This is a genomic window from Bradyrhizobium sp. LTSP849 (assembly GCF_000938255.1).
Classification (GTDB): Bacteria; Pseudomonadota; Alphaproteobacteria; order Rhizobiales; family Xanthobacteraceae; genus Bradyrhizobium.
On the sequence record NZ_JYMR01000028.1, the window covers coordinates 95,593 to 118,112 of the forward strand.

A 22,520-nucleotide genomic window follows, 5' to 3' on the forward strand; every position below is an offset into this window, starting at 1 on the left:
AAAGTCCAGCCCACCTCGGAGGAACGTCTGAATGCTCGGTTTGATGCAAGATTGGCCCCTGCTCTGCCACCGGATCATCGAACACGCCGCCAGGATTCATGGCAAGCAGGAGGTTGTCACGCGCTCGGTCGAGGGACCGATCCATCGCACCACCTATGCCGAAATCCACAAGCGCGCGCTCAAGGTCTCGCAGATGCTGGAGCGCGACAGCATCAAGCTCGGTGATCGTGTCGCCACGATCGCCTGGAACACTTGGCGTCATCTCGAGGTCTGGTACGGCATCATGGGCATTGGCGCCATCTGCCATACCGTCAATCCCCGCCTTTTCCCCGAGCAGATTGCCTGGATCATCAACCATGCGCAGGACCGCATCGTGATGGTCGACCTCACTTTCGTGCCGGTCCTCGAAAAGCTCGCCGACAAACTGCCGAGCGTCGAGCGTTACGTCATCCTGACCGACAAAGCGCATTTGCCTGAGACCACGCTGAAGAATGTCGTCGCCTACGAGGACTGGATCGCGGAGGCCGACGGCAAATTCAAATGGAAGGACTTTGACGAGAACACGGCGGCCGCGATGTGCTACACGTCCGGCACCACGGGCGATCCCAAGGGCGTGCTGTACTCGCATCGCTCCAACGTGCTGCACGCGCTGATGGCCAACAATGTCGACGCGCTCGGCACCAGCGCCTCAGAGACGATGCTGCCGGTGGTTCCCCTGTTCCATGCCAACAGCTGGGGCATCGCCTTCTCCGCGCCCTCGCAGGGCACCAAGCTCGTCATGCCCGGCCCCAAGCTCGACGGCGCCTCGGTTTACGAGCTGCTCGCGACCGAGAAGGTGACGCATACCGCGGGCGTGCCGACGGTGTGGCTGATGCTGCTTCAGCACATGGGCGCCAACAATCTGAAGCTGCCGGACCTGAAGATGGTGATCTGCGGCGGCTCGGCGATGCCGCGCTCGATGATCAAGGCCTTCCTCGACATGGGCGCGAATGTCCGCCACGCCTGGGGTATGACCGAGATGAGCCCGATCGGCAGCGTCGCGGCGCTGAAGCCGCCGTTCCAGAATGCGACCGGCGAGGCACGGCTCGACGTGCTCCAGATGCAGGGCTACGCGCCGTTCGCCGTCGAGATGAAGATCACCGACGATGCCGGCAAGGAGTTGCCTTGGGACGGCAAGACCTTTGGGCGCCTGAAAGTCTCAGGGCCCGCGGTCGCCAAGGCCTATTTCCGCCTCGATGCCAACATCCTCGATGAAGATGGCTTCTTCGACACCGGCGACGTCGCGACCATCGACGAAGCCGGCTACATGCGGATCACCGACCGCTCCAAGGACGTGATCAAGTCCGGCGGTGAGTGGATCTCCTCGATCGACCTCGAAAACCTCGCGGTCGGCCACCCGGCCGTGGCGGAAGCCGCCGTGATCGGTGTCTTCCATCCCAAATGGGACGAGCGGCCGCTTTTGATCGTGCAGCTCAAGCAGGGCCAGCAGGCCACGCGCGACGACATCCTCAAATACATGGACGGCAAGATCGCCAAATGGTGGATGCCCGACGACGTCGCCTTCGTCGACGGCATCCCGCATACCGCCACCGGCAAGATCCTGAAGACCGCGCTGCGCGACCAATTCAAGGAATATCGCTTCCCGAACGCGGCGGCGTAGGTCGCCAGAGGCGTCATGGCCGGGTCAAGCCCAGCCATGACGACCTGGGCGCCTGCAGAACTCTTGAATTTGCCGTCCGGCCGTGGTCTCAACGCCCCTATTGTCGCGCCAAATCGGCCGCTGACGCCCCAAAACCCCGGCAGAGCTCACCCGATGGCCCGCAGGTTTTCCGCTCCCTATCAGTCGGAGCCCGTGTCCAGCCTCGCGAGCTGGGCGCGCAATCTGGCCGTGTTCGCGGTGGTGGCGGTGGTGGTGTCGATCATCGTCGTCCGCTTCGGCTTCCTGGAGATGAAGCCGGCGCTCGCGACCTTCTTCGGCGGGCTCGCGATCGCTGCGCTCTCGATCCTGTTCGGCCTCGCCGGCTTTGCCGCGATCTGGCAGAACGGCTCGCGCGGCATGGCGCGTATCCTGCTCGCCTTCGTCATCGACGGAGCGATCCTCGCCTACCCCGCCTATCTCGGCCTGCAATACCGCAAGTTGCCGGCGATCCACGACATCACGACCGACCCGATCGACCCGCCGCGCTTCGACGCGCTGGCGCGCTTGCGCACCGGCGACGGTGCCAACCCCGCGGTCTATGCCGGCCTCTATTCGGCCGAGCAGCAGCGCCAATTCTATCCCGACATCGAGCCGATCGAGCTCGAAATTCCGGTCGACCGCGCCTATGCGATCGCGCTCCAGCTCGTCAACAAGCGCAAATGGCTGGTCATCGACGAGCGCGCGCCACAGCCGCCGCGCCGCGTCGGCCGCATCGAGGCGGTGGCGCGCTCCCCGATCATGGGCTTTCGCGAGGATATTTCCATCAGGGTCGTGCCTGATGGCGACGATTCCCGCGTCGACATCCGCTCCGCCTCACGTTTTTTCGAGAGCGACCTCGGCAGCAATGCTGCGCGCGTGACCAAATTCATCGACGATCTCAACACCGCAGCCGACGCCGACGCGCTGAAGCCGGTGAAGAAGACCCCAGTGGCGCCGCCCAAGGCGCCGGCGAAGACGGTGAAGAAGTAGCGAGAACTAGCCGACCGCCATCCGGTACGTCCCGCCAATCACCGGGTCACCATCCGTCGCAACCACGCCGCGCGCGACCAGATCTTCCAGATGCGCCAGCACGGAATAACCGGCGGCCGTCGTCAGTCGGGGATCGATGCCGATATAGATCGCACGCACCATGGTCGGGATATCAGCCTCGCCCTTGGCGAGGCGATGCAGGATGGAGGCCTCGCGCGCCTTGCGGTGGCGGATCAGGAAACGCACGAAGCGCGGGCCATCCGGAATCTCGGGGCCGTGGCCGGAGAAATACAGATCCTCCTCGCGGGCGGCGAGCCGGTCGAGCGATTCCATGTAGTCGATCATCGAGCCATCGGGCGGCGCCACGATCGAGGTCGACCACCCCATCACGTGATCGCCGACAAAGTTGAACTTTCGCTCGGGCCACGCGAAAGCAAGATGGTTCGCGGTGTGGCCGGGCGTGGCCACCGCTTCGAGTTTCCAGCCGGCGCCTTCGACGACGTCGCCATGGGCGATCCTGACATCGGGCGCGAAGTCGCGGTCGGAGCCGGACTCCGGATTGTGCTTTTCGCTCTCAAAGCGCGGGCGCGAAGCACGATGCGGGCCCTCGGCATAGACGGTTGCGCCGGTGGCCTGCTTGAGCCGCGCGGTGTTCGGCGAATGGTCGCGATGGGTGTGGGTGACCAGGATGTGCGTCACGGTCTCGCCGCGCACGGCATCGAGCAGCGCCGCCGCATGCGCCTCGTCATCCGGACCGGGGTCGATCAGCGCGACTTTGCCTTGGCCTACGATGTAGCTGACCGTGCCGGTGAAGGTGAACGGGCTCGGATTGTTACAGAGCACACGCCGCACGCCGGGGCGGACTTCCTCGACGATGCCAGGCTTGAGCGGAAAGTTGCGGTTGAACGGGATGTCGTCGTTGTCGGACATGGGACTTCCTGTGCAATGCAGCCCCAACCCTCACCGTCATACCCCGCGAAAGCGGGGTATCCAGTACGCCGTGGCGCCGGTGGCGAAGGCGGGGTCTCTGGAATACTGGATCGCCCGCCCCAGTGCGCAAGTGCGCACAAGGCGGGCGATGACAGCTGAGCGCTCAGAAAAACGCCTGAATGCCCGTGATCGCGCGGCCCAGGATCAGGGCGTGAACGTCGTGGGTGCCCTCGTAGGTGTTGACGGTCTCGAGGTTATGGACGTGGCGCATCACGTGGTACTCGATCGAGATGCCGTTGCCGCCGTGCATGTCACGGGCGACGCGGGCGATGTCGAGCGCCTTGCCGCAATTGTTGCGCTTCATGATCGAGATCATCTCGGGTGCGAACTTGCCCTCGTCCATCAGGCGGCCGACGCGAAGCGAGCCCTGGAGGCCGAGCGCGATCTCGGTCTCCATGTCAGCGAGCTTCTTCTGCACCAGTTGGGTCGCAGCGAGCGGCCTGCCGAACTGCTTGCGGTCGAGCGTGTATTGGCGGGCACGGTGCATGCAGTCCTCGGCCGCGCCAAGCGCGCCCCAGGAGATGCCGTAGCGGGCGCGATTGAGGCAGCCGAACGGGCCCTTGAGCCCGGAGACGTTGGGCAGCAGCGCATCCTCTGGAACCACGACGCCGTCCATCACGACCTCACCGGTGATGGAGGCACGAAGCGACAGCTTGCCGCCGATCTTCGGCGCGGACAGGCCCTTCATGCCCTTCTCCAGCACGAAGCCGCGGATCTGGTTGTCGTGCGCGGCCGACTTGGCCCAGACCACGAATACGTCGGCGATCGGCGCGTTGGAAATCCACATCTTGCTGCCGGTCAGGCGATAGCCGTCCGAGACCTTTTCGGCGCGGGTCTTCATCCCGCCCGGGTCGGAGCCGGCGTCGGGCTCGGTGAGGCCGAAACAGCCTACCCACTCGCCGCTGGCGAGCTTCGGCAGGTACTTCTTGCGCTGGTTGTCGTCGCCATAGGCGTAGATCGGATACATCACCAGCGAGGACTGCACCGAGTTCATCGAGCGGTAGCCGGAATCGACCCGCTCGATTTCGCGTGCGACCAGGCCATAGGCAACGTAGCTCGCATTGGCGCAGCCATATTCTTCCGGCAGCGTGATGCCGATCAGGCCGAGCTCGCCCATCTCGTTGAAGATCTCGCGATCCGTCGTCTCTTCGAGATAGGCCTTGGTGATGCGCGGCAGCAGCTTGTCCTGGGCGTAGGCGCGGGCGGTGTCGCGCACCATGCGTTCGTCTTCGGTAAGCTGCTCGTCGAGCAGGAACGGATCGTCCCACTGGAAAGAAGCCGCAGCCGGCTTGTCCTTGGCCTGAGGGCGCACGCTCATGAAACGTCCTTTCGCATCTGGTTCCGTCAAAATTTGCCCGACAAACTAAAGCGCCGCGGCAACAAGTGCAATTGCATCCTGGTTTCGGTCATTCCGGGGGCGCACGCAAAGCGAACCCGGAATGAAATTGTCAGGTATCGAGCTGTTCGTTCGCGACGATCTCGATGCCGAAGCCCGACAATCCCTTGTAGTCGTGCACCGACGAGGTGAGATGGCGGATCGAGCTGACGCCGAGATCACGCAAAATCTGCGCGCCGACGCCGACCTCGCGCCACTGGCGGTTGCGGTCGGCTTCCGTCGACGTTTCATCCGGCAGCGGCGCCACGGGGACACCGGCCGCGCCGTCGCGCAGATAAACCAGCACGCCACGGCCGGACTTCTTGAACTGCTCGAGCACCGCCGCCATGCGCTTGTGGCCGGTAAAGGTGTCCTTGACGATATTGGGCTTGTGGAAGCGCGTCAGCACGTTTTTGCCGTCGCCGACGCCGTTATAGACGAAGGCGACGTGGGCAATGGAATCGAACGGTGAGCGGTAGGCGTAGCCCTGAAGCGGCCCGATCGGGCTTTCGGTAACGAAGGTCGAGACCCGCTCGATCAGCTTTTCGCGCGCCTGGCGGTAAGCGATCATGTCCGCAATGGTGACATGCTTCAACTTGTGCTGGGCAGCGAAGCGGGCGACCTGCTCGCCCTTCATCACGCTGCCGTCGTCGTTCATCAACTCGCTGATGACACCGACCGGCGGCAGGCCTGACAGCTTACAGAGGTCGACCGCGGCCTCGGTATGGCCGGAGCGCAGCAGCACGCCGCCGTCCTTGGCGATCAGCGGGAAGATGTGGCCGGGACGGGCGAAGTCGTTGGCGCCGGCATTGGGATTGGACAGCGCGCGGCAGCACGAGGCGCGCTCCTCGGCGGAGATGCCGGTGCCGCCGTCGGGCTTGTAGTCGATCGACACCGTGAACGCGGTGGTGTGGGCGGAATCATTGTGGGCGACCATCGGGTCGAGCCGCAGCCGGCGCGCGTCTTCGGTCGTGATCGGCGCGCAGACGATGCCGGAGGTGTGGCGGATGATGAAGGCCATCTTCTCGGCCGTGCAGAACGAGGCCGCGACGATGAGATCGCCCTCGCCCTCGCGATCCTCGTCATCGGTCACGACAACGAGCTCGCCCCGGGCAAAGGCCTGCAAAACTTCCTGAACGGTATCGGGCATTTCCCAATCTCTATCGGTTATGGGCCGGAGGCTTAGCTGGACTTACGCCCGAGCGCTAGTGTCCTGGACGCAACCGCATATGCCCGGGGGCAGTCTCCGGGCAGGCTTTCAGGCTTGCACCGAACATACCAGCGATATAGGCGCGGATGTCTCTGGCGGAAGACGGCCGGCGGCTGTCAGGGCAGCACTTCGCGCCGCTCGCTCAGCCGCTGATCAAGCTCGGCGCGCTTGTCCGCCAGCAGGCCGGCCTGGGCGGCTTCGATCACCGTAAACAGCTCATGGGCATCGCTGAGCCGGGTCACGGTGACATAGCTGGCGCCGGCCTCGTAGAGCTCGCCGACGTCGGACAACAGGTCAGCGGTCGCCACGATCAGGGCGTTCGGGTTGAGGTTTCGCACGTGGCGGATCAGCTTCTCGTTGCTGGCGCCCTTCAGCAAAGCATCCGGCACGCTCAGGATGATCATCTCGGACTTGCCGATCCCGGCATGGAGCAGCGTGTCGACATTGCTGATGTCGCCATAGATCACGTGCAAGCCGCGCGAAAGCAGGGTCTGGTACACATTGGGGTTGAAGTCGACCACCGTGATCTGCTCCAGCAGCAGCGGGTTCTGCCGCTCGATCTCGGCGAGCAGCGCGCTCGCCGCACGGAAAAAGCCCAGGATGACGATGCGACGGGCCTCGCCATGGCCGCGCTCGTCCCCCTCCTCCCTATGGCCGTTACCATGATCGAGGTCGCGTAGGCCGATCCGCTTCAGGGGGCCGATCGCCCAGCGCGTGATCTCGTCGCTGCGCGTCATCGCGAAAGTCGAGAGCACGGCCAGCACCACGAAGGCGAAGGAAGTCGCATTCGCCGTATCGGCCGCGATGTGATTATCGATGACGCCGGTCTGGATCACCACAAGCGAGAATTCCGAGATCTGCGCCAGGTTGATCGCCGGCAACAGACTGGCGCGCAGGCCCTGCTTCATCAGATAGAGCGGGATGAAGGTCGTGACGAGGCGGCTTACCACCGTGAACGCCGCGATCATCAGCGCGAGCCCGATCACCGAGAGGCCGGGCACCGGAATGGTCATGCCGAGCGCCACGAAGAACAGCGTAATGAAGAAGTCGCGTAGCGTGGTGACCTTGGCGGTGACGTCGAGCGCATAGGGGAAGGTCGAGAGCGAGACGCCGGCGATCAGCGCCCCCATCTCGCGCGACAGCGAGAGCTGCTCGGCGGTTTCGGCAACCAGGAAGCACCAAGCGAGCGCGCCGAGCAGGATCAGCTCGGGACGGCGGGCGATCTGGTGAAACAACCGCGGCAGCACGTAGCGGCTGACCAGCAGCGCGGCCGCGACCAGCACCGCAACGCGGCCGATCGAGAGCAGGACGACACTGATTTGCAAATTGGCAAGGCTCGGCTGCACCGCCAGGAAAAGAATGGCGAAGATGTCCTGGAGCACCAATACGCCAAGCGTGACGCGGCCGGGCAGCGTATCGAGCTCGCGCTTCTCGTAGAGCACCTTGACGATGATGACGGTGCTCGACAGCGCGCAGGCGACGCAGAGATAGAGCGCATCGAAATGGCCACCGCCGAGCGACAGGCCTAGGCCTGCGAAGAACAGAATGCCGAGCAGGCAGCCGCCGAGCAGCTGGCCGCCGGCCGCGAACAGGATCACCTTTCCCGCCCGCACAATCTTCTTCAGGTCGATCTCCAGGCCGATCATGAACAGCATGAAAATCAGGCCGAGCTCGGAGATAACGCTGATCGATTCCTGCGACTTGACCCAGCCGGCGCCGAATGGACCAATGCAGAAGCCGGCGATAAGGTAGGCCAGGATCAACGGCTGCCGGAAGAAATGGGCGAGCAGGCCCAGCATCCAGGCAAACAGGATACAGAGAGTGATGTCGCGAATGAGCTCGTGCATGCCAGATGGGTCCGTTTCGCCGCACCCTAGAGACCAGGTGCAGCGCGGCAAGCGAGCAATTCGTCACATGCTGATGGGGCTCGCCGTTGCAACGCTGCTATGCCCGCTCGCATCGGCCCTGCCAGCGCTCGCGCAGCCCAAGGTCAATATCGAACAAAATTTTGCCGATTCGCTCACCGCGATGCCGAAGGAGGACCTCGGCGTCTCCGGTGGCTTCTACGTGCCGGCCTATTCCAGTGTCGCGATGAGCCAGGGCAAGCTGCGCGTCGACTTTTCGGTGACGCTGAGCGTTCACAACGCTTCGGAAACCCAACCGCTGGTGGTCAAGCGCATCGCCTATTTCGACACCGCAGGCAAGCAGGTCGAGAGCTATCTGAAGGCACCGGTCGCGCTCAAGCCGCTCGCCACCGTTTCGATCTTCATTCCGACCGACGACGTGCGCGGCGGGACCGGGGCTAATTTCATCGTCGACTGGGCGGCCACGGGCGAGATCGCGGAGCCGGCGGTCGAAGCCTTGATGGTTGGCGGCGTCGCCAATGCGCATTACGCTTTCATCAGCCAGGGACGCCCGACCCGGACCGTCGGCAAGAAGTAAAGCAGGCCGGCGCAAAGCCGGCCGCTCAACAAGACAAGACAAGACACGAGGAACGCCCCATGACGTCCAGCTTCGATTTCGCGCCCCTGTTTCCTGCAGGGCTGCCGGCCCCTTCTGCGCGCTGGACGGGCCTCGCCAAATACAGCTTTGTCGGCGGCAATAACGACTCCGAGCAGGTGCCGCTCGATGACCTGATCGAGGCGGCCAATCTGGCGCTGCAACGCGAGGGCCGGTCGCTCGCCACTTACGGATTGGCGCACGGCCCGCAAGGCCATTTGCCCTTGCGCGAATTCCTCGTCACCAAGCTGAAGCGCGATGCCGGCATCAGCTGCACGATCGACGATCTCATGATCGTCTCCGGCTCGCTTCAGGCGCTCGACCTCGTCAATGCCACGCTGCTGGCGCGCGGCGACACCGTGATCGTCGAGCAGGAGACGTATCAGGGATCGCTGCAACGGCTGACGCGTCTCGGCGTCGACGCGGTCGGTATTCCGCTCGATGGCGACGGCATGCGCATGGACGTGCTGGCCACGACGCTGGCCGACCTAAAGAAGCGCGGCGTCCGGCCGAAATACATCTACACCATCCCCACGGTGCAGAACCCGACCGGCAGCATCATGCCGGAAAACCGCCGCGCCGAATTGCTGCGGTTGTCGGTCGAATATGGCGTGCCTGTATTCGAGGACGATTGCTATGCCGACCTGGTCTGGTCGGGACAGCGGCCGCCCGCGATCCACGCGATGAGCCCGAATGGCGGGGTGATTCATATCGGCTCGTTCTCGAAGTCGATCGCACCGGCGCTGCGCGTCGGCTTCATCGTCGCGCCTTGGGATGTGATGTCGCGGATGCTGGCGCTGAAGACGGATGCCGGCTCCGGCGCGCTGGAGCAGATGGTGCTTGCCACCTATTGCCGGCCCCATTTCGCGACCCACGTGCCAGCACTGACCAAAGCGCTGCGCACCAAGCTCGATACGCTGATGGAGGCGATAAACGAGCAGTTCGGGACGGCCGCCGAATTCGAGGAGCCCAAGGGCGGCATCTTCCTGTGGGTGAAGCTGCCCGACCAGGTCGATACGCTCAAACTCTATCAGGCCGCGCTTGCCGCCGGCGTCTCGATCAATCCGGGGCCGGAATGGTCGACCAACAAGGGCTATTCCGGCTCACGCCTGCGGCTATGCTTTGCAAGCCCGACACATCAGCAGATCCGTGAGGGCATTGCTGTACTGGCCGAGGTCTGCCGCAAGGAGTTCGGCGTGCCGACCCGAAGCGCCAATATCGAGAAGGCGCGGGCCTGACGCCGCGCATCAGGCGCCTGCTGGACGATCGGAGAGAGAATGCTAGACTTCCGTCTCGATCGAGGCGGGGCTTGCCAGAACATGATGCGTTGTTCGAGCCGCTGGATCACGGCTGCGCTGCTGTGGGTTGCGTTGGCGTCCCTGGCTCACGCCGAGACGCTTGCTGCGACAGTGGAGCAATGGGGATTGCTCGGCTCATGGTCGGTCGACTGCGCACTGCCGCCCGACCGCGACAAGGGTGCGCTGCTGACGTACGAGATCAGCAAGGACGGCCGGGTGATGTACCGGCGCAATTTTGGAGAAGCCAAGGACGAGAGCGAGGTCGTGTCCGCCACGGTCAACGCCGAAGGCTTGCTCAATCTCATGGTGTTCTTCCCATCGCTGCATCAGACACGCGAGTTCGGACTGATGTTGCAGAAGGACGGCAGCCTGCGCGCGATCTACAATCGCAGTGAGCGCGGCGAGTACACGATCAGGGACGGCAAATACGTCAAGACCGGCGCACCGACACCTGCGCAGCAACGCTGCGATTAACCACCCTGAACATCCATTCAGAATTCTCTCGTATTTCCTCCGGAACGATCGCAGGCATGCGCCGTTCTCCTGTGCAATTGAACTGGAGGAGGACATCATGAAGAAGTTTGCTTATGTGGTTGCAGCTCTCGGCGCACTGGCGATCGTTGCACCGACGATGGCGAGTGCTGAGACGGTGGTGATCAAGGGCGGTCATCATGGCGGTTACGGCGCCCGCGCCGAAATGCGCGAGCATCGTGACAATGGCTGGCATCGTGGCTGGCACCATCACGACCGTGTCGTCGTGGTCAAGCGTGGCCATCATCACATGGACTAATGCGCAACGCAAAATGGAAATGGCCCCTCACGGGGCCATTTCTTTGCGTTCGAAAAGCGCTTTGGGGAGACTAATCCCACGCCGGCGCAAAACCGGGATTGACGCAGCGCTTGTCTTTCGGCAGCGCGGCGATCTTCTTGCGGTCGGCCTCGTCGAGCGTGATCTTCAGCGCGTCAAGATTGGCCTGCTGGCTTTCGCGGCGCGACGCCTTCGGGATCGCGGCCACGCCGTCCTGGTCGAGCAGCCATTTCAGCGCCACCTGCGCCGCACTCGCGTTGTGCTTGGCGCCGATCTCAGCGAGCACCGGATCGGATGCAACGCGTCCCTGCGCGAGCGGGCAGTAGGCGACCAGCGGGATCGACTTGGCGGTGAGATAGGCCAAAACCTTCGATTGATCGAGCATCGCGTGATATTCGATCTGGTTGCAGGCGATCGGCGCCTTGATGTCCTCGACCACGGTCTTGAGCAGCGCGGTGGTGAAATTGGCAACGCCAATCGCTCGCGTGCGCCCCTCCTGCTTCAATTTCATCAAGGTCTCGAACACCGCGTCCCAGTTCGCCGACTTCGACGGCCAGTGCACGAGATAGAGGTCGACGTGGTCAAGCCTGAGCTTGTTCAAGCTCGTATCGAAGGCGCGGCGGATCGCGTCCGGCGCCAGATTCTCGTGCCAGACCTTTGTCGTGACGTGTAGCTCACCGCGCGGCACGCCTGCCGTGGCGAGGGCAGCGCCGATCGCTTCCTCATTGGCATACATTTCGGCGGTGTCGATGTGGCGGTAACCGATCGACAGCGCGCTCTCGACCGCGGCACGGCAGGCATCGCCCTGCATGCGGAAGGTGCCGAGGCCGAGCTTGGGCATGCTGATGCCCTGTGTTTTCAAATTGTCCATGAATAGGCTCCTGACGTATTTCAGCCCGCCAGACGCGCGGCAAGGCCGCGACAACAGACTCTTGGTGATGGGAAAGAGGTGGCGGGAAAGACCACCATAGCGCGGGAGCCGTCGGGTGGCCAATCAAGATCGGGTTAGCGCCCCTCACGAATGCTGCGCCACCACGGCCGGGCGTGTCTGCGGCCGCGGCACGATGTCGACCGACCAGAGGTCGCGGTTGTCGACGTCCTTCAGCGTCACGGTCATTACGCCGGTGCGGCCGTCGATGTCGACCTTGCCGAAGAATTGCAATCCGAAACAGGGCGCGAGGTTCTCGCCCTGGGCTTCGCTACAGCCGTTCTGGTACATCGCGACCGGGCCAAAAGTGTCGTCGAGCTCGCCTGGGCCCCAGGTGCCGGCATGCAGCGGGCCGGAGACAAACTCCCAGAACGGCTCAAAATCCTGAAATTGAGCTTTGTTGGGATCGTAGTAGTGCGCGGCGGTGTAATGCATGTCGGCTGTGAGCCAGACGACGTTGCGGACACCGGCACGCTTGATCGAGCCGAGCAGATCGGCGATCTCATGTTCACGCCGGTCGGGCGGACCGTCACCGAGTGCGACTGCATCGAGACTGACCAGGCCGATCGGCAGGTCGGCCGCGATTACCTTCCAGGTCGCGTGCGAGGCGGCCAGCTCCCGCTTCAGCCAGGCGAGCTGTTCGGCACCCAGAATCCAGCCGCGATGGTCGTCGCCCTTGTTCCAGCTGTCGTCGCGATAGCTGCGCATGTCGACCATGAAGACGTCGAGCATTGGGCCATAAGCGATCTTGCGGTAGACCCGACCTTGCCGCGCGCCGATGTCGCGGATCGGCATGAAGTCGAAGAAGGCGCGACGGGCGCGCGCGACCAGGCGCGGGGTGCCGTCGTCCTCATAGCCGGAATCGTCATAGCTGCCGGTCGGCGACCAGTCGTTGGTGACCTCATGGTCGTCCCACTGCGCGAACATCGGCACGTGCGCGTGGAAGGCGCGGAAATTCTCGTCGAGATGGTTGTATTTGTAGTTGCCGCGGAACTGCGCCAGCGTGTGCGCGACCTGCGCCTTGTCCTCGGTCACCAGATTGCGCCAGGTCTCGCCGTTCGGCAGCTTCTGCTCCGCAGGAATCGTGCAATCGGCGTAGATATGATCGCCGGAGTGGATGAAGAAGTCCGGGCGGTTCTCCAACATTGTGCGATAGCTGCGATAGCCGCCGCGCGATGTGTCGATGCCCCAGCCCTGCCCCGCGGTGTCGCCGGACCACAGGAACGAGATCGACTGCCCCTCGGCCGGCGCGGTGCGGAAGTGGCCGACGCGGCTTTCGCCAGCGATGCCGGTCGCGATGTCGTCGAAGCGGACGCGATAGAAGATGTCCTGCCCGGACGGCAGATCGTTCAGCAGCAGCTTTGATGTGAAGTCGGCATCCGGCAACGCATCGCCGGATGCTGCCGCAATGATCGTCCTGAAGCTTTCGACGGTCGAGCATTCCACTTGCATCCGCGCCGGCCGGTCGGCGCGAGCCCAGACCATGGCGGAGCCATCCGACACGTCGCCGGACTGAATGCCGCCGGCGATCTGCGGGCGGTCGGCGGCGCGGCTAAGGTGCGGCTTTGCAAGCGTGGCGATGACGAGAGAAGACGTGGAGCGGACCAGGAATTGCCGTCGGGTCCATGCGCGCGGGGCGCGGAGCGTTGCCATTCAGGAAACCTTCGTCGAATCGCGACGGAAGGTGCCTGCGCCGTTTGACTCCTGGCTTACGGTTTCTTGACTCGGCGCCGACGGTTTTGCGACGCGGAGATGACGGCCTCAGACCAGACTAGCGCTGCCAGTTGCAGATGCCGCCGGTGCGGCACGGCCAGGTCTGGATGCGGGTGTCTCTCGCCTGCGCATCCAGCGGATTGCCGTGACGATGCGCGAGCTTGGCGCGGGCTGCGCCGCGCGGCTGCGCCGGCCTCGACTGCGCGACCTTCGGCTCCGACACGTGCACGCGTTCGGCCGCGACCTTCTTCGGCACGTCGACCGGCTCGGCGCGCGCCTGAGCGTCGTTGCCGCCCTTGGCCTCTAACGCGACCGGTGCAAATTGGGTCTCGGGCCCCAGCCGTTTCGGCGACAGCACCGCCTTGGAGAGATCGAGACCGAGATATTCGTCGGGCTTGTAGTCGTCAGCACGCGCGATACCGCCCCATGCGAGCACGAGGGCAGCGGCAACAGCAAAATGAACGCTCTTCAGGACCACGGACGCCTCCTGAATTTGATTATTTAAGAGGTAATTTACCTCTATTTAGGAGGCGTCGCGCGCAATTCCAGCGGTCAATTGCCGCCGTGGTTAAGAAGTTTGGCGGTGTCAGGCGACCTTTCTTGCTGTTCCCGTTCCCTCCAGGAACCCCATCAGCCGGCTGCGGATGATTTGTTCCGCCTCACCCATGATGCGATCGACGAGTTCCTTGCAGGAGGGGATGTCGTGGATGAGGCCTGCGACCATGCCACAGCTCCAGGCGCCGGCATCCATCTGTCCGTCCAGCATGACCTTGGGATAGACACCCGCGACCTGATCGTGGATGTCGTCGATCGTCAGCTTGTCGCCCTTGGCATGCTCGATCTCGAGCAGACGATCGACATTGGCGTTCTTCAGCACGCGCTCGGTATTACGTAGTGCGCGCATGATAAGGCGGGTGTCGAGCTCGGTCGCCGCGACCAGCGCGTTCTTCACGTTCTGATGCACCGGCGCTTCCTTGGTGGCGATGAAGCGCGTGCCCATGTTCATGCCGGCTGCGCCCAGCGACAGGGCTGCTACGAGGCTGCGCCCATCGGCCATACCGCCGGAGGCCACGAACGGGATCTTCAATTCCTCCGCCGCGCGCGGCAGCAGGATCATGTTGGGAATGTCGTCCTCGCCGGGATGCCCGCCGCACTCGAAGCCGTCGACGCTGACGGCGTCGCAGCCGATCCGCTCGGCCTTCAGCGAGTGGCGGACCGAGGTGCATTTGTGGATGACCTTGATGCCGGCCGCCTTCAGTGCCGGCATGTATTGTTCCGGGCTGCGGCCGGCGGTCTCCACGGACTTGACGCCACCCTCGACGATGGCGGCGATGTATTCCGGATAAGGCGGCGCCGCGAAGGTCGGCAGGAAGGTGAGGTTCACGCCGAACGGCTTGTCGGTCATGTCGCGGCAGCGCGCGATTTCCTTGGCGAGCAGCTCCGGCGTCTTTTGCGTAAGACCCGTGATGATGCCGAGACCGCCGGCATTGGAGACGGCGGCGGCCAACTCGGCAAAGCCGACGAAATGCATGCCGCCCTGGATGATGGGGTGCTCGATGCCGAACAGTTCGGTGATCGCGGTCTTCACTTAAGTTACCTCCCGGAATTTTGCTTGGTGTTTGGAACAGTCTAGCCGGACTTTTGCGCCGCGGTCACCACTTCTCTCCGAACGGCCGGATCTCCAGCTCGAACGTCCATGCGCTCTTCGGCTGCTGATACAGCTGCCAATAGGAATCAGCGACAGCCGACGGCGGCATCAGCAGATCGGGATTGTCGAGCGCATTCGGACCGAGCGCCTCGAGCCGACGCTGCCGCACCCATTCGGTGTCGACGCCGGAATCGATGATGAGGTGCGCAACGTGGATGTTCTTCGGCCCGAGCTCTCGCGCCATCGCCTGCGCCACCGCGCGAAGTCCGAATTTTGCGCTGGCAAAGGCGGCAAAGCCGCTGCCGCCGCGCAAGGACGCGGTCGCGCCGGTGAAGAAGATCTTGCCGCCGCCGTGCGGCAGCATCAGCCGCGCCGCCTCGCGGCCGGCGAGGAAGCCGGAATAGCAGGCCATCTCCCACACTTTGCGGAACACGCGCTCGGTGGTGTCGAGGACGGGGAAATTGACGTTGGCACCGACGTTGAAGATGCAGACCTCGAGCGGTGCGTGCTTGTCGGCGTCGTTGAGGAAGGAGATGACCTCGTCCTCCTTCCGCGCATCGAGCGATCGCGCGTGGATCTCGCCGCCCGCCGCCTCAACGTCCTTCACCAGCGGCGCCAGCTTGTCGCCGTTGCGGCGGCCGGCGAAGATCGAAAAACCTTCGGCAGCGAATTTCTTGGCGATCTCGGAGCCGATGAAATCGCCGGCCCCGATCACGGCCGCTGTCGCGTTTCGCTTGGGCAAGGTCGCCTCCTCCGGTGAGAGCATATGATTGAGCTCAGGCTATAGTTCTAAAATAGAACTGTCAAACTTGGCGACTGAATGCTAGGTTTCGCTGCAAATAGCGTTGATCATTCAAGTCAGTTCCTTTTTCTGACTTACTAAGCATGTGCCGGAGATCGCTGCATGAAATGGGACACGCTGGACGAAGAGCCCTGCTCGCTCTCCCGCACCGTCGCCGTGGTCGGCGACCGCTGGACGCTGTTGATCCTGCGCGAATGCTTTTTGCGCGTGCGCCGGTTCGAAGGATTTCAGTCGTCGCTCCAGATCACGCGGCACCTGCTCTCGGAGCGGCTGAAGAAGCTGGTTCGTTTCGGCATCCTGCGCCGCGTCCCCTATTCCGAAGCGCCGAAGCGCTACGAGTACATTCTGACGCAAAAGGGGCTCGACCTCTACCCGATCATCATGGCGATGGTGCATTGGGGCGACGCCCACATGGGCGACGAACGCGGCCGCCCGCTACTGCATGAGCACAAGAACTGCGGCAGGCTGTTCGATCCCGTGATGGTGTGCTCGGAATGCGGCGAGGCGCTGCATGCGAAGCAGGTGCATGTGCATGCGGGGCCGGGACGGAGGGAAGCGGCCGGGTGAGTGTCCAGAGTCGTCCTGGCGAAAGCCAGGACGACCATAAGGAGGCAACGCTGCCTTCCCTGCTCATCGGATCTCCTGCCGTACCAAACGCTACGCGAGGGGAACGCCGTAATAGGTGTTGATGCCGCGAACCGTGGCATCGTCACCCCAATTCCACTCGCTCTGCTCGCGATATTTCGGCGCGCCTTGCAGCTCCTTGGTCGTAATCCCCGTGACATAACCGCCGAGCTCGGTGTCGTATTTCAACGACTGCCAGGGCAACGGATAGTGATCGTTGCCGACGCCCAAGAATCCGCCGAACCCAAGCACGGCGTACGACACCCTGCCGCTCGTCTTGTCAATCATCACGCGCTCGATCGAACCGATCTTGTTGCGATCTGCGCCATAGACCGATGTTCCCTCGACCTTGTCGCTGCCGATCAACCGGCCCATTTCGTTCCGATCCAGCTCGCCTTGATTCAACATTTGAATTCTCCCTCGCGGCCAATGCCCAGACCAACCGGATAAATGGATGATCGTTCCTGTGTGCTGTTCCAACCGGAAGCACGCCCCCCACCAAACCACTCACGCCTAACGATCCGACGGAACCAAGCGTTTGGAACAACAATATCGGCGCCGTGTTGGTCGGCGCAAACTTCACGCGGCCCTATCGGCTGCGCCAATCCGGAGGGACCGAACCATGAAACGAACCATCATCGCCTTTGCTTGCGTACTGCTCGCAGGCCCCGCACTCGCCCAGTCGCTCGGTGAGAAGACCGGCATCAACTCGACGCTCGGTGTTACGCCGACCACGGCCGATTTCGTGAAGGAGGTCGCCGTCAGCGATATGTTCGAGATCGAATCGAGCAAGCTCGCCGAGCAGAAGGGTAACGCGCAGGAAAAATCCTTCGCGCAGCAAATGGTGACTGACCACACCAAGACCAGCAGCGAATTAAAGGCCCTCGTCGGCAACGGCAAGGTGCAGGCAACGCTGCCGGCGGCGCTGGACAGCTCACACCAGAGCAAGCTCGACAAGCTCAAGGGCGCGACGGGTAAGGATTTCAGCTCGGACTTCGATTCCTACCAGACCAGCGCGCACGAGGACGCGGTCTCGCTGTTCGAGCGCTACGCCAAGGGCGGCGATAATGCCGCATTGAAGGACTGGGCCGGCAAGACGCTACCTGCACTGCGCCACCACCTCGATATGGCACAGGAGCTCGGCAAGGCGCCGAGCGTTGGACAGTCCAAGTAAGCAATTGATGGGCATGCCGGCCCCGCCGCGAGCGCAAAGCTCGCGGCTTCGCTAGCATTTTCAACAGCGCGAGGAAACACGGTCATGGCCGAGCAGAACTTGATCGATCCCATCAGCCGCTATCCGAAGCCGCCGTTCAAGAAGCAATCGCAGCCTTGGCCGGGCCTCGCCAGCAAGATGGAGCCGCCGCCGGATCATGGCGAGACCAGCTACAAGGGCTCCGGCCGCTTGGCCGGCCGCAAGGCGCTGATCACTGGCGGTGATTCCGGCATGGGCCGCGCTGCCGCGATTGCCTATGCGCGCGAAGGCGCCGATGTCGTCATCAATTATCTGCCCGCGGAGGAGTCCGACGCGCAGGAGGTGATCGCTCTGATCAAGAAGGAGGGCCGCACCGGAATCGCGACCCCCGGCGACCTCAAGGATGAGGCCTTTTGCAAAAAGCTGGTCGAGCAAGCTGTGCAGGCCCTCGGCGGCCTCGACATCATCGTCAACAACGCGGCGCGGCAGCAGACGCGGGCCTCAGTTCTCGATGTTTCTTCGGAAGATTTCGACGCAACGATGAAGACGAATATCTACGCACCGTTCTGGATTATCAAAGCGGCGCTGCCGCATTTGAAACCCGGGTCCTGCATCATCGGCACGACCTCCGAGCAGGCCTACGATCCGTCGCCCGATCTCTACGACTATGCGCAGACCAAGGCTGCGACGATGAATTACGTAAAATCGCTGGCGAAGCAACTCGCCTCGAAAGGTATCCGCGTCAATGGTGTCGCGCCGGGACCTATCTGGACGCCGCTCCAGGTCTCCGGCGGCGCCACAATGGAAAAACTCGAAAAATTCGGCGGGATGACGCCGTTCGGCCGTCCTGGTCAGCCCGCCGAGCTTGCCTCGATCTATGTGCAGCTAGCCGCGGCTGACGCCAGCTACGCGACGGGCCAGGTTTACGGCGCCGCCGGCGGATCGGGGCAGCCGTAGACGCCGACAAGGCCAACGCGTCAATTCAGGAACCTTCACTGGCGCGAGGCTTTACAAAACTGTCATGAAGCAGATCTTGCCGGCCTCAGAGCGATGGCGCTCGTAACAGTCAAGCCCACGCGAATGGATACCGCGATCGCCGATGAGATCGCAGCTCATACCGATTACGAGCTTGAGGATGCCGCAGAGGCGCTAACTTGGGGCGCCGACGAACATGTGCTGCTGGCGCTGGCGGCAGCAGGTTGGCTCTATGTCCAGCTTCGCCAGCCGCAGGTCCGCCCTGTCGCAAATCACGTCCTGACGGTTTCGCTGATGACAGCGGTGTTACCGCATATTCTCAAATCGGTCGTCGACCAGACCAGGCCGGACCGGCTGACTGTTCGCGGCCATCGACATGGCGTTCCCATCTCAGGGCGGGCTCGCGACGCGTTTCCGTCCGGTCACGCCGTGCACATGGGCGCCCTCGCCTCAGCGGCCGGTCTGCTGCCGCCGGCGCCCCGCCGACTGGTGCGTTCCATTGCCGTCGCGCTTTCGCTGACGCGGATCGCGTTGCTTGCACATTGGGCGAGCGACGTGGTCGTGGGCTTCGCGCTTGGCGCCGTAGTCGAGAGACTTTTGCGACCATGGACGCTGGGCGAGCCGCGTGGCAAGCGCGCGAGGTCACGGACAAAGGCATGACCGAATATATCCTGCGCTTCATCGTCGGCGGCGCGATCGTTTCCGCCTTCGCAACCCTCGGCGACATGCTCAGGCCCAAGAGTTTCGCCGGACTTTTGGGTGCAGCGCCTTCGGTCGCGCTCGCCACGCTCGGCATTGCCCTTGTGCAGCACGGCCCCGGCTATGCCGCGGCCGAGAGCTGGACCATGATCTATGGCGCGGTCGCGCTCACTTGCTACAGCGTCGTCGTCTGCCACATCCTGATGAGATTGCGGCTTACGGCGCTGCCTGCCACCATTTTCGCCTTCGCCGCATGGCTCGCGGTCGCTTTCGGTCTGCTAGCCGGTTTCGGAGGCGCCTGATGCTGGTCAAGCTGTCTTTATCCACACTGAAGCAAACCCATTGGTACGAATTTGGCGTTCGCTTCGTGCTCGGCGGACTGGCCACGGTCTTGGCGGGAATCGTGGGTGCCTGCTTTGGTGTGTCCGCAGGCGGGCTCTTCCTCGCACTTCCCGCCATCTTCTGCGCCAGCGCAACACTGATCGAAAGCCACGAGCGCCGCGCCAAGGAGAAAGCCGGCCTTAGCGGCCGACGACGCGGGCAAGAGGCCGCAGCACTCGACGCGGCGGGCGCAGCCATGGGAAGCATTGGTCTTGCTGCTTTCGCCGCCGTCTTCTACGTCACCACCCAAATGAGCACCATCGGTGCATTTGCTGCCGCCGTCGTGGCCTGGACCGCCGCCTCGATGTCGACATGGTGGCTGAGGCGGAAGCTTCGCACCGTCTCCCGCCACCCGCGACCCGGACGCCCTTTGCAATCAGCGAGGAGCCGCAGCTTCCTCGCGTAACATCAGGAAACCGTACATCTCGGCGGCAGCCTGAAGCTGCTCGATGCGCACGCCGACGGCGTCGCGCAGCTTGCCTTGTGGCAGGCGCGCCAGCTCATGTTCCAACCGCAGCCTCTGCGCGTCGAGGCGTTGTTCGGATGTGTGGGGCTCAGACCGTCTTCGCATCTTCGATCCTCGGGGGTTGCAGACCTGGGCTGTTGGCCCAACGCTCGACTTGCTCAATCACCTTCTGATGGCTCGGTCGCACCGGCTTCGGTGCTTCGCGCTGCTCAGAAAGCTTGCGGGGTAACCTGACCTCGTCCGTCATGGTACGTCTCCCTTTCCCTCTGAAAATGCGCTTGCGCGGGAATAGTTTCAAGTCATAACGCATTGATTTTATTTGACTATCTTACTCAACTGACGTTTTTTTGGACTCCTGCGGAACTCTCGGCAAGTTGGCAAGTTTAGCAAATTACTCATCTTGCTAACTTTGCGTGAGCGACCATGAACGACCTTCGCGCCGAGCGACTTCAAGTCATGCTCTCACCGGAAGAGCTGGCCGCAGTTGATGATTTCCGGTTCAAGCACCGCATGCCGACGCGCGCTGCGGCGGTTCGCGAACTCCTCAAATTCGGACTCGCAGCCGCGGGCATCGAAACGAGTATCAATCCTTCTGTAGGCGTCAAATCAAGCGAGTTTGGTGTCTTTGGCCGCGGTCCGGAGGGACATGCACCCGGAAAAGCCGAGGGCGACGCCGAGGATTGATTCCCGGTCTCTCACAAGCAAAACGACCCCGGCACAGGGGGTGCCAGGGCCGTCCTTGGAGATCGCTTCCGAAGCACCGGGGGCATGACATCCGGAAGCAATCAGTCGACTCGTCGCGAGAAGATTCGTTCCTCGCGGAATTAGCCGCTCGGCGCGGCGCCGGAATCATCCGGCGTCATGCCGGAGCCGGGCGTCTTGCTGTTGTCGTTGAGCTTGGGATCGCGCGTAGCTTCACGCGAGGGCGAGCCCTTTCCCTCTGTGTTGTGGGCGGCCTGCGCGCGCTGCTTGTCGCGCGGCTGATCCTCTGCCTTTTTGTCCTTGACGATGCCGTGGTCGGAATGCGCCATGATGTCCTCTCGCCTCTCCTGATGTCTCGAAGCGCTTACGCACCGGAGCGTCGAATGTTCCGGCGCGCGCGAGAGCGTCGCGGCACTAGCTATGCGCCGCGTGCGCCGCAACCGATGCATTTTCCTGGTGCACCTGGCGGACCGTCGTCACCGTCGCGAAGGCGACCGAGACTCCGAAGGCGAGTATGAGTGAGAGAAGTGCCAGACGTGGAGCCATTGCAAAACCTCCTTCTGGAATCAAAAAAACCAACGCGATCGACTATTCCCAGATCATTGTTGATTGGTCGCATTCATTCCGTGATCGGTCTCACACGCAGATTCACGAAAAGGAGACCGGCACGAAAACAAGACCGGTCAGGCATCCTGCTTTTGGCGGATGCGGACCATGACGGGCGGGATTTCGCCATCAAGCCAGTCCTGCTCGTTCGCGAGCGCCCTCCAAGCCTCCGCCATGCGCGAATAGCGCTTGTAGGTCGGCTGCCCCTTGGCGCGCTCGGCGAGCTGCAGGCAGTTGTCCGCGTTATCCCGGAAAATGTCAGACTGCTTCATGGAGAAGACGTGGGCACGGAACCAACGTTCCGCAACCGGCCTTACAGGATCTTAACCTTTGCCGGAACTTCGCCCGCCATGCGTCATTGGTTGCTTATGCGGATTCTTGTCGCGATCATCCTGGCGTTCATCAGCACCGCAGCACTCGCCGACAGCTCGGGTGAGCAGATGCGGGGCGAGCGCACGCCGACAGCAACCGATGTCATCAGCGGTCTCTACGCCCTCGGCCGATTCCAGCAGGGGTTGCTGGAGAGCACGGACCTGCAAGGCAATGCGGAGGTCAGGAACCACGCGGCCCTGCGCGCAGAAGAGGGGGCCAAGCGCGACAAGACCCTCAAGCAGGTTCAGGATGCGATCGGCGCCGAACCGCGTGTGAGCAAGGCACCATCGGCCAGCGCGAGCCTAACCGAGCCCGAAAACTCGGACGGACCAGGCTACGTCAGACGCTTCTATGCCGCGCAGATCCCACAATATGATTCGGCCATCAGCCTGATCGAGCGCTATCTGAGAGCGCCTGACAATGCCGCCCTCGCCGCCTTTGCGCGTGAGCAATTGCCCATATTGCGTGCCCAGGCCGAGGATGCCGAGCGCAGCATGGCGGACAAGTAGCGGCCCGACGGCCCCCGGCGAGCGCACCGCGCGGCCCCCAAAATATCTGGAACCG

At 63.2% G+C, this 22,520-nt stretch carries 29 protein-coding genes; 14 read left to right on the forward strand and 15 right to left on the reverse strand.

Going from position 1 to position 22,520, the window contains the following annotated elements:
• The first annotated feature begins 31 nt into the window (after positions 1-31).
• A complete protein-coding gene (locus UB31_RS19545) occupies positions 32-1,660 on the forward strand; it encodes a fatty-acid--CoA ligase (RefSeq protein ID WP_045012078.1) in 1,629 nt (542 codons plus the stop codon).
• 153 nt (positions 1,661-1,813) lie between these two features.
• A complete protein-coding gene (locus UB31_RS19550) occupies positions 1,814-2,668 on the forward strand; it encodes a DUF1499 domain-containing protein (RefSeq protein WP_045012079.1) in 855 nt (284 codons plus the stop codon).
• Between the two features lie 6 nt (positions 2,669-2,674).
• Here UB31_RS19550 and UB31_RS19555 read toward each other — a convergent pair whose 3' ends face one another.
• The 4 genes from UB31_RS19555 to UB31_RS19570 form a co-directional block, all read right to left on the reverse strand.
• Complete coding sequence (locus UB31_RS19555; RefSeq protein WP_045012080.1) at positions 2,675-3,598, reverse strand: MBL fold metallo-hydrolase; 924 nt, start codon at positions 3,596-3,598, stop codon at positions 2,675-2,677.
• A 163-nt stretch (positions 3,599-3,761) separates the two neighbouring features.
• Positions 3,762-4,976, reverse strand: coding sequence for an acyl-CoA dehydrogenase (locus UB31_RS19560; protein ID WP_045002984.1), 1,215 nt, complete (start codon positions 4,974-4,976; stop codon positions 3,762-3,764).
• Between the two features lie 130 nt (positions 4,977-5,106).
• Positions 5,107-6,183 carry a 3,4-dihydroxy-2-butanone-4-phosphate synthase gene (gene ribB / locus UB31_RS19565; protein WP_045002985.1) on the reverse strand — a complete coding sequence of 359 codons (1,077 nt, stop codon included), beginning with the start codon at positions 6,181-6,183 and terminating at the stop codon, positions 5,107-5,109.
• 176 nt (positions 6,184-6,359) lie between these two features.
• Complete coding sequence (locus UB31_RS19570; protein ID WP_045012081.1) at positions 6,360-8,090, reverse strand: cation:proton antiporter domain-containing protein; 1,731 nt, start codon at positions 8,088-8,090, stop codon at positions 6,360-6,362.
• A 67-nt stretch (positions 8,091-8,157) separates the two neighbouring features.
• On the opposite strand from UB31_RS19570, the gene UB31_RS19575 reads away from it, so the two are divergent.
• From UB31_RS19575 to UB31_RS19590, 4 genes are all read left to right on the forward strand, one after another.
• A complete protein-coding gene (locus tag UB31_RS19575; RefSeq protein WP_045012082.1) occupies positions 8,158-8,685 on the forward strand; it encodes a DUF3124 domain-containing protein in 528 nt (175 codons plus the stop codon).
• A 59-nt stretch (positions 8,686-8,744) separates the two neighbouring features.
• Positions 8,745-9,980 carry an aminotransferase-like domain-containing protein gene (locus UB31_RS19580; RefSeq protein ID WP_045012083.1) on the forward strand — a complete coding sequence of 412 codons (1,236 nt, stop codon included), beginning with the start codon at positions 8,745-8,747 and terminating at the stop codon, positions 9,978-9,980.
• An 81-nt stretch (positions 9,981-10,061) separates the two neighbouring features.
• Positions 10,062-10,514 (forward strand): hypothetical protein, encoded by a 453-nt coding sequence (locus tag UB31_RS19585; RefSeq protein WP_045012084.1) that lies wholly within the window; start codon positions 10,062-10,064, stop codon positions 10,512-10,514.
• A 97-nt stretch (positions 10,515-10,611) separates the two neighbouring features.
• Positions 10,612-10,830: a hypothetical protein gene (locus UB31_RS19590; RefSeq protein ID WP_045002990.1), complete on the forward strand. Its 219-nt coding sequence runs from the start codon at positions 10,612-10,614 to the stop codon at positions 10,828-10,830.
• Between the two features lie 70 nt (positions 10,831-10,900).
• Here the strand turns inward: UB31_RS19590 and UB31_RS19595 are convergent, their stop codons facing one another.
• From UB31_RS19595 to UB31_RS19615, 5 genes are all read right to left on the reverse strand, one after another.
• Entirely contained in the window at positions 10,901-11,719 is an 819-nt protein-coding gene (locus tag UB31_RS19595) for an aldo/keto reductase (RefSeq protein WP_045012085.1), read from the reverse strand.
• A gap of 144 nt (positions 11,720-11,863) precedes the next feature.
• Positions 11,864-13,429 carry an alkaline phosphatase D family protein gene (locus tag UB31_RS19600; RefSeq protein WP_045012086.1) on the reverse strand — a complete coding sequence of 522 codons (1,566 nt, stop codon included), beginning with the start codon at positions 13,427-13,429 and terminating at the stop codon, positions 11,864-11,866.
• Between the two features lie 118 nt (positions 13,430-13,547).
• Complete coding sequence (locus UB31_RS19605; protein ID WP_045012087.1) at positions 13,548-13,967, reverse strand: hypothetical protein; 420 nt, start codon at positions 13,965-13,967, stop codon at positions 13,548-13,550.
• 108 nt (positions 13,968-14,075) lie between these two features.
• A complete protein-coding gene (locus UB31_RS19610; RefSeq protein WP_045002995.1) occupies positions 14,076-15,077 on the reverse strand; it encodes an NAD(P)H-dependent flavin oxidoreductase in 1,002 nt (333 codons plus the stop codon).
• Between the two features lie 64 nt (positions 15,078-15,141).
• Positions 15,142-15,879, reverse strand: coding sequence for an SDR family oxidoreductase (locus tag UB31_RS19615; RefSeq protein ID WP_045012127.1), 738 nt, complete (start codon positions 15,877-15,879; stop codon positions 15,142-15,144).
• A 162-nt stretch (positions 15,880-16,041) separates the two neighbouring features.
• On the opposite strand from UB31_RS19615, the gene UB31_RS19620 reads away from it, so the two are divergent.
• On the forward strand, positions 16,042-16,506 hold the full coding sequence (locus UB31_RS19620; protein ID WP_045012088.1) for a winged helix-turn-helix transcriptional regulator: 465 nt from the start codon (positions 16,042-16,044) through the stop codon (positions 16,504-16,506).
• 90 nt (positions 16,507-16,596) lie between these two features.
• Here UB31_RS19620 and UB31_RS19625 read toward each other — a convergent pair whose 3' ends face one another.
• On the reverse strand, positions 16,597-16,971 hold the full coding sequence (locus tag UB31_RS19625) for a PRC-barrel domain-containing protein (RefSeq protein WP_045012089.1): 375 nt from the start codon (positions 16,969-16,971) through the stop codon (positions 16,597-16,599).
• Positions 16,972-17,185: 214 nt separating this feature from the next.
• Here UB31_RS19625 and UB31_RS19630 point away from each other — a divergent pair, with 214 nt between their 5' ends.
• The 5 genes from UB31_RS19630 to UB31_RS19650 all read left to right on the forward strand — a co-directional run bounded on the left by UB31_RS19630 (position 17,186) and on the right by UB31_RS19650 (position 20,216).
• Positions 17,186-17,737 carry a DUF4142 domain-containing protein gene (locus UB31_RS19630; RefSeq protein WP_045012090.1) on the forward strand — a complete coding sequence of 184 codons (552 nt, stop codon included), beginning with the start codon at positions 17,186-17,188 and terminating at the stop codon, positions 17,735-17,737.
• A gap of 84 nt (positions 17,738-17,821) precedes the next feature.
• Positions 17,822-18,712, forward strand: coding sequence for an SDR family oxidoreductase (locus UB31_RS19635; protein WP_045012091.1), 891 nt, complete (start codon positions 17,822-17,824; stop codon positions 18,710-18,712).
• A gap of 93 nt (positions 18,713-18,805) precedes the next feature.
• Positions 18,806-19,390 carry a phosphatase PAP2 family protein gene (locus UB31_RS19640; RefSeq protein WP_045012092.1) on the forward strand — a complete coding sequence of 195 codons (585 nt, stop codon included), beginning with the start codon at positions 18,806-18,808 and terminating at the stop codon, positions 19,388-19,390.
• Positions 19,387-19,731 (forward strand): DUF3147 family protein, encoded by a 345-nt coding sequence (locus UB31_RS19645; protein WP_045003000.1) that lies wholly within the window; start codon positions 19,387-19,389, stop codon positions 19,729-19,731. Before UB31_RS19640 ends, UB31_RS19645 begins: the two co-directional genes overlap by 4 nt.
• The gene (locus tag UB31_RS19650) at positions 19,731-20,216 is read left to right on the forward strand and encodes a DUF3147 family protein (RefSeq protein ID WP_045012093.1); all 486 of its coding nucleotides are present in this window, start codon (positions 19,731-19,733) and stop codon (positions 20,214-20,216) included. The genes UB31_RS19645 and UB31_RS19650 overlap by 1 nt, the downstream gene beginning before the upstream one ends.
• Here UB31_RS19650 and UB31_RS42850 read toward each other — a convergent pair.
• Together UB31_RS42850 and UB31_RS42210 are read right to left on the reverse strand one after the other, a co-directional pair.
• Positions 20,187-20,321: a hypothetical protein gene (locus tag UB31_RS42850; protein ID WP_283806090.1), complete on the reverse strand. Its 135-nt coding sequence runs from the start codon at positions 20,319-20,321 to the stop codon at positions 20,187-20,189. The two genes, UB31_RS19650 and UB31_RS42850, sit on opposite strands and share 30 nt — an antisense overlap.
• 43 nt (positions 20,322-20,364) lie before the next feature.
• Positions 20,365-20,523 carry a hypothetical protein gene (locus UB31_RS42210; protein ID WP_197087211.1) on the reverse strand — a complete coding sequence of 53 codons (159 nt, stop codon included), beginning with the start codon at positions 20,521-20,523 and terminating at the stop codon, positions 20,365-20,367.
• 176 nt (positions 20,524-20,699) lie between these two features.
• Here UB31_RS42210 and UB31_RS19665 point away from each other — a divergent pair, with 176 nt between their 5' ends.
• Entirely contained in the window at positions 20,700-20,960 is a 261-nt protein-coding gene (locus UB31_RS19665; RefSeq protein ID WP_045012095.1) for a hypothetical protein, read from the forward strand.
• A 140-nt stretch (positions 20,961-21,100) separates the two neighbouring features.
• Here the strand turns inward: UB31_RS19665 and UB31_RS19670 are convergent, their stop codons facing one another.
• The 3 genes from UB31_RS19670 to UB31_RS19675 all read right to left on the reverse strand — a co-directional run bounded on the left by UB31_RS19670 (position 21,101) and on the right by UB31_RS19675 (position 21,856).
• On the reverse strand, positions 21,101-21,307 hold the full coding sequence (locus UB31_RS19670) for a hypothetical protein (RefSeq protein WP_045012096.1): 207 nt from the start codon (positions 21,305-21,307) through the stop codon (positions 21,101-21,103).
• A gap of 85 nt (positions 21,308-21,392) precedes the next feature.
• On the reverse strand, positions 21,393-21,524 hold the full coding sequence (locus tag UB31_RS42855) for a hypothetical protein (RefSeq protein WP_283806027.1): 132 nt from the start codon (positions 21,522-21,524) through the stop codon (positions 21,393-21,395).
• Between the two features lie 137 nt (positions 21,525-21,661).
• The gene (locus UB31_RS19675; protein WP_045003006.1) at positions 21,662-21,856 is read right to left on the reverse strand and encodes a hypothetical protein; all 195 of its coding nucleotides are present in this window, start codon (positions 21,854-21,856) and stop codon (positions 21,662-21,664) included.
• A 96-nt stretch (positions 21,857-21,952) separates the two neighbouring features.
• Between UB31_RS19675 and UB31_RS19680 the strand changes: the two genes are divergently transcribed.
• Positions 21,953-22,465, forward strand: coding sequence for a DUF4142 domain-containing protein (locus tag UB31_RS19680; protein ID WP_045003007.1), 513 nt, complete (start codon positions 21,953-21,955; stop codon positions 22,463-22,465).
• Positions 22,466-22,520: the final 55 nt, after the last annotated feature.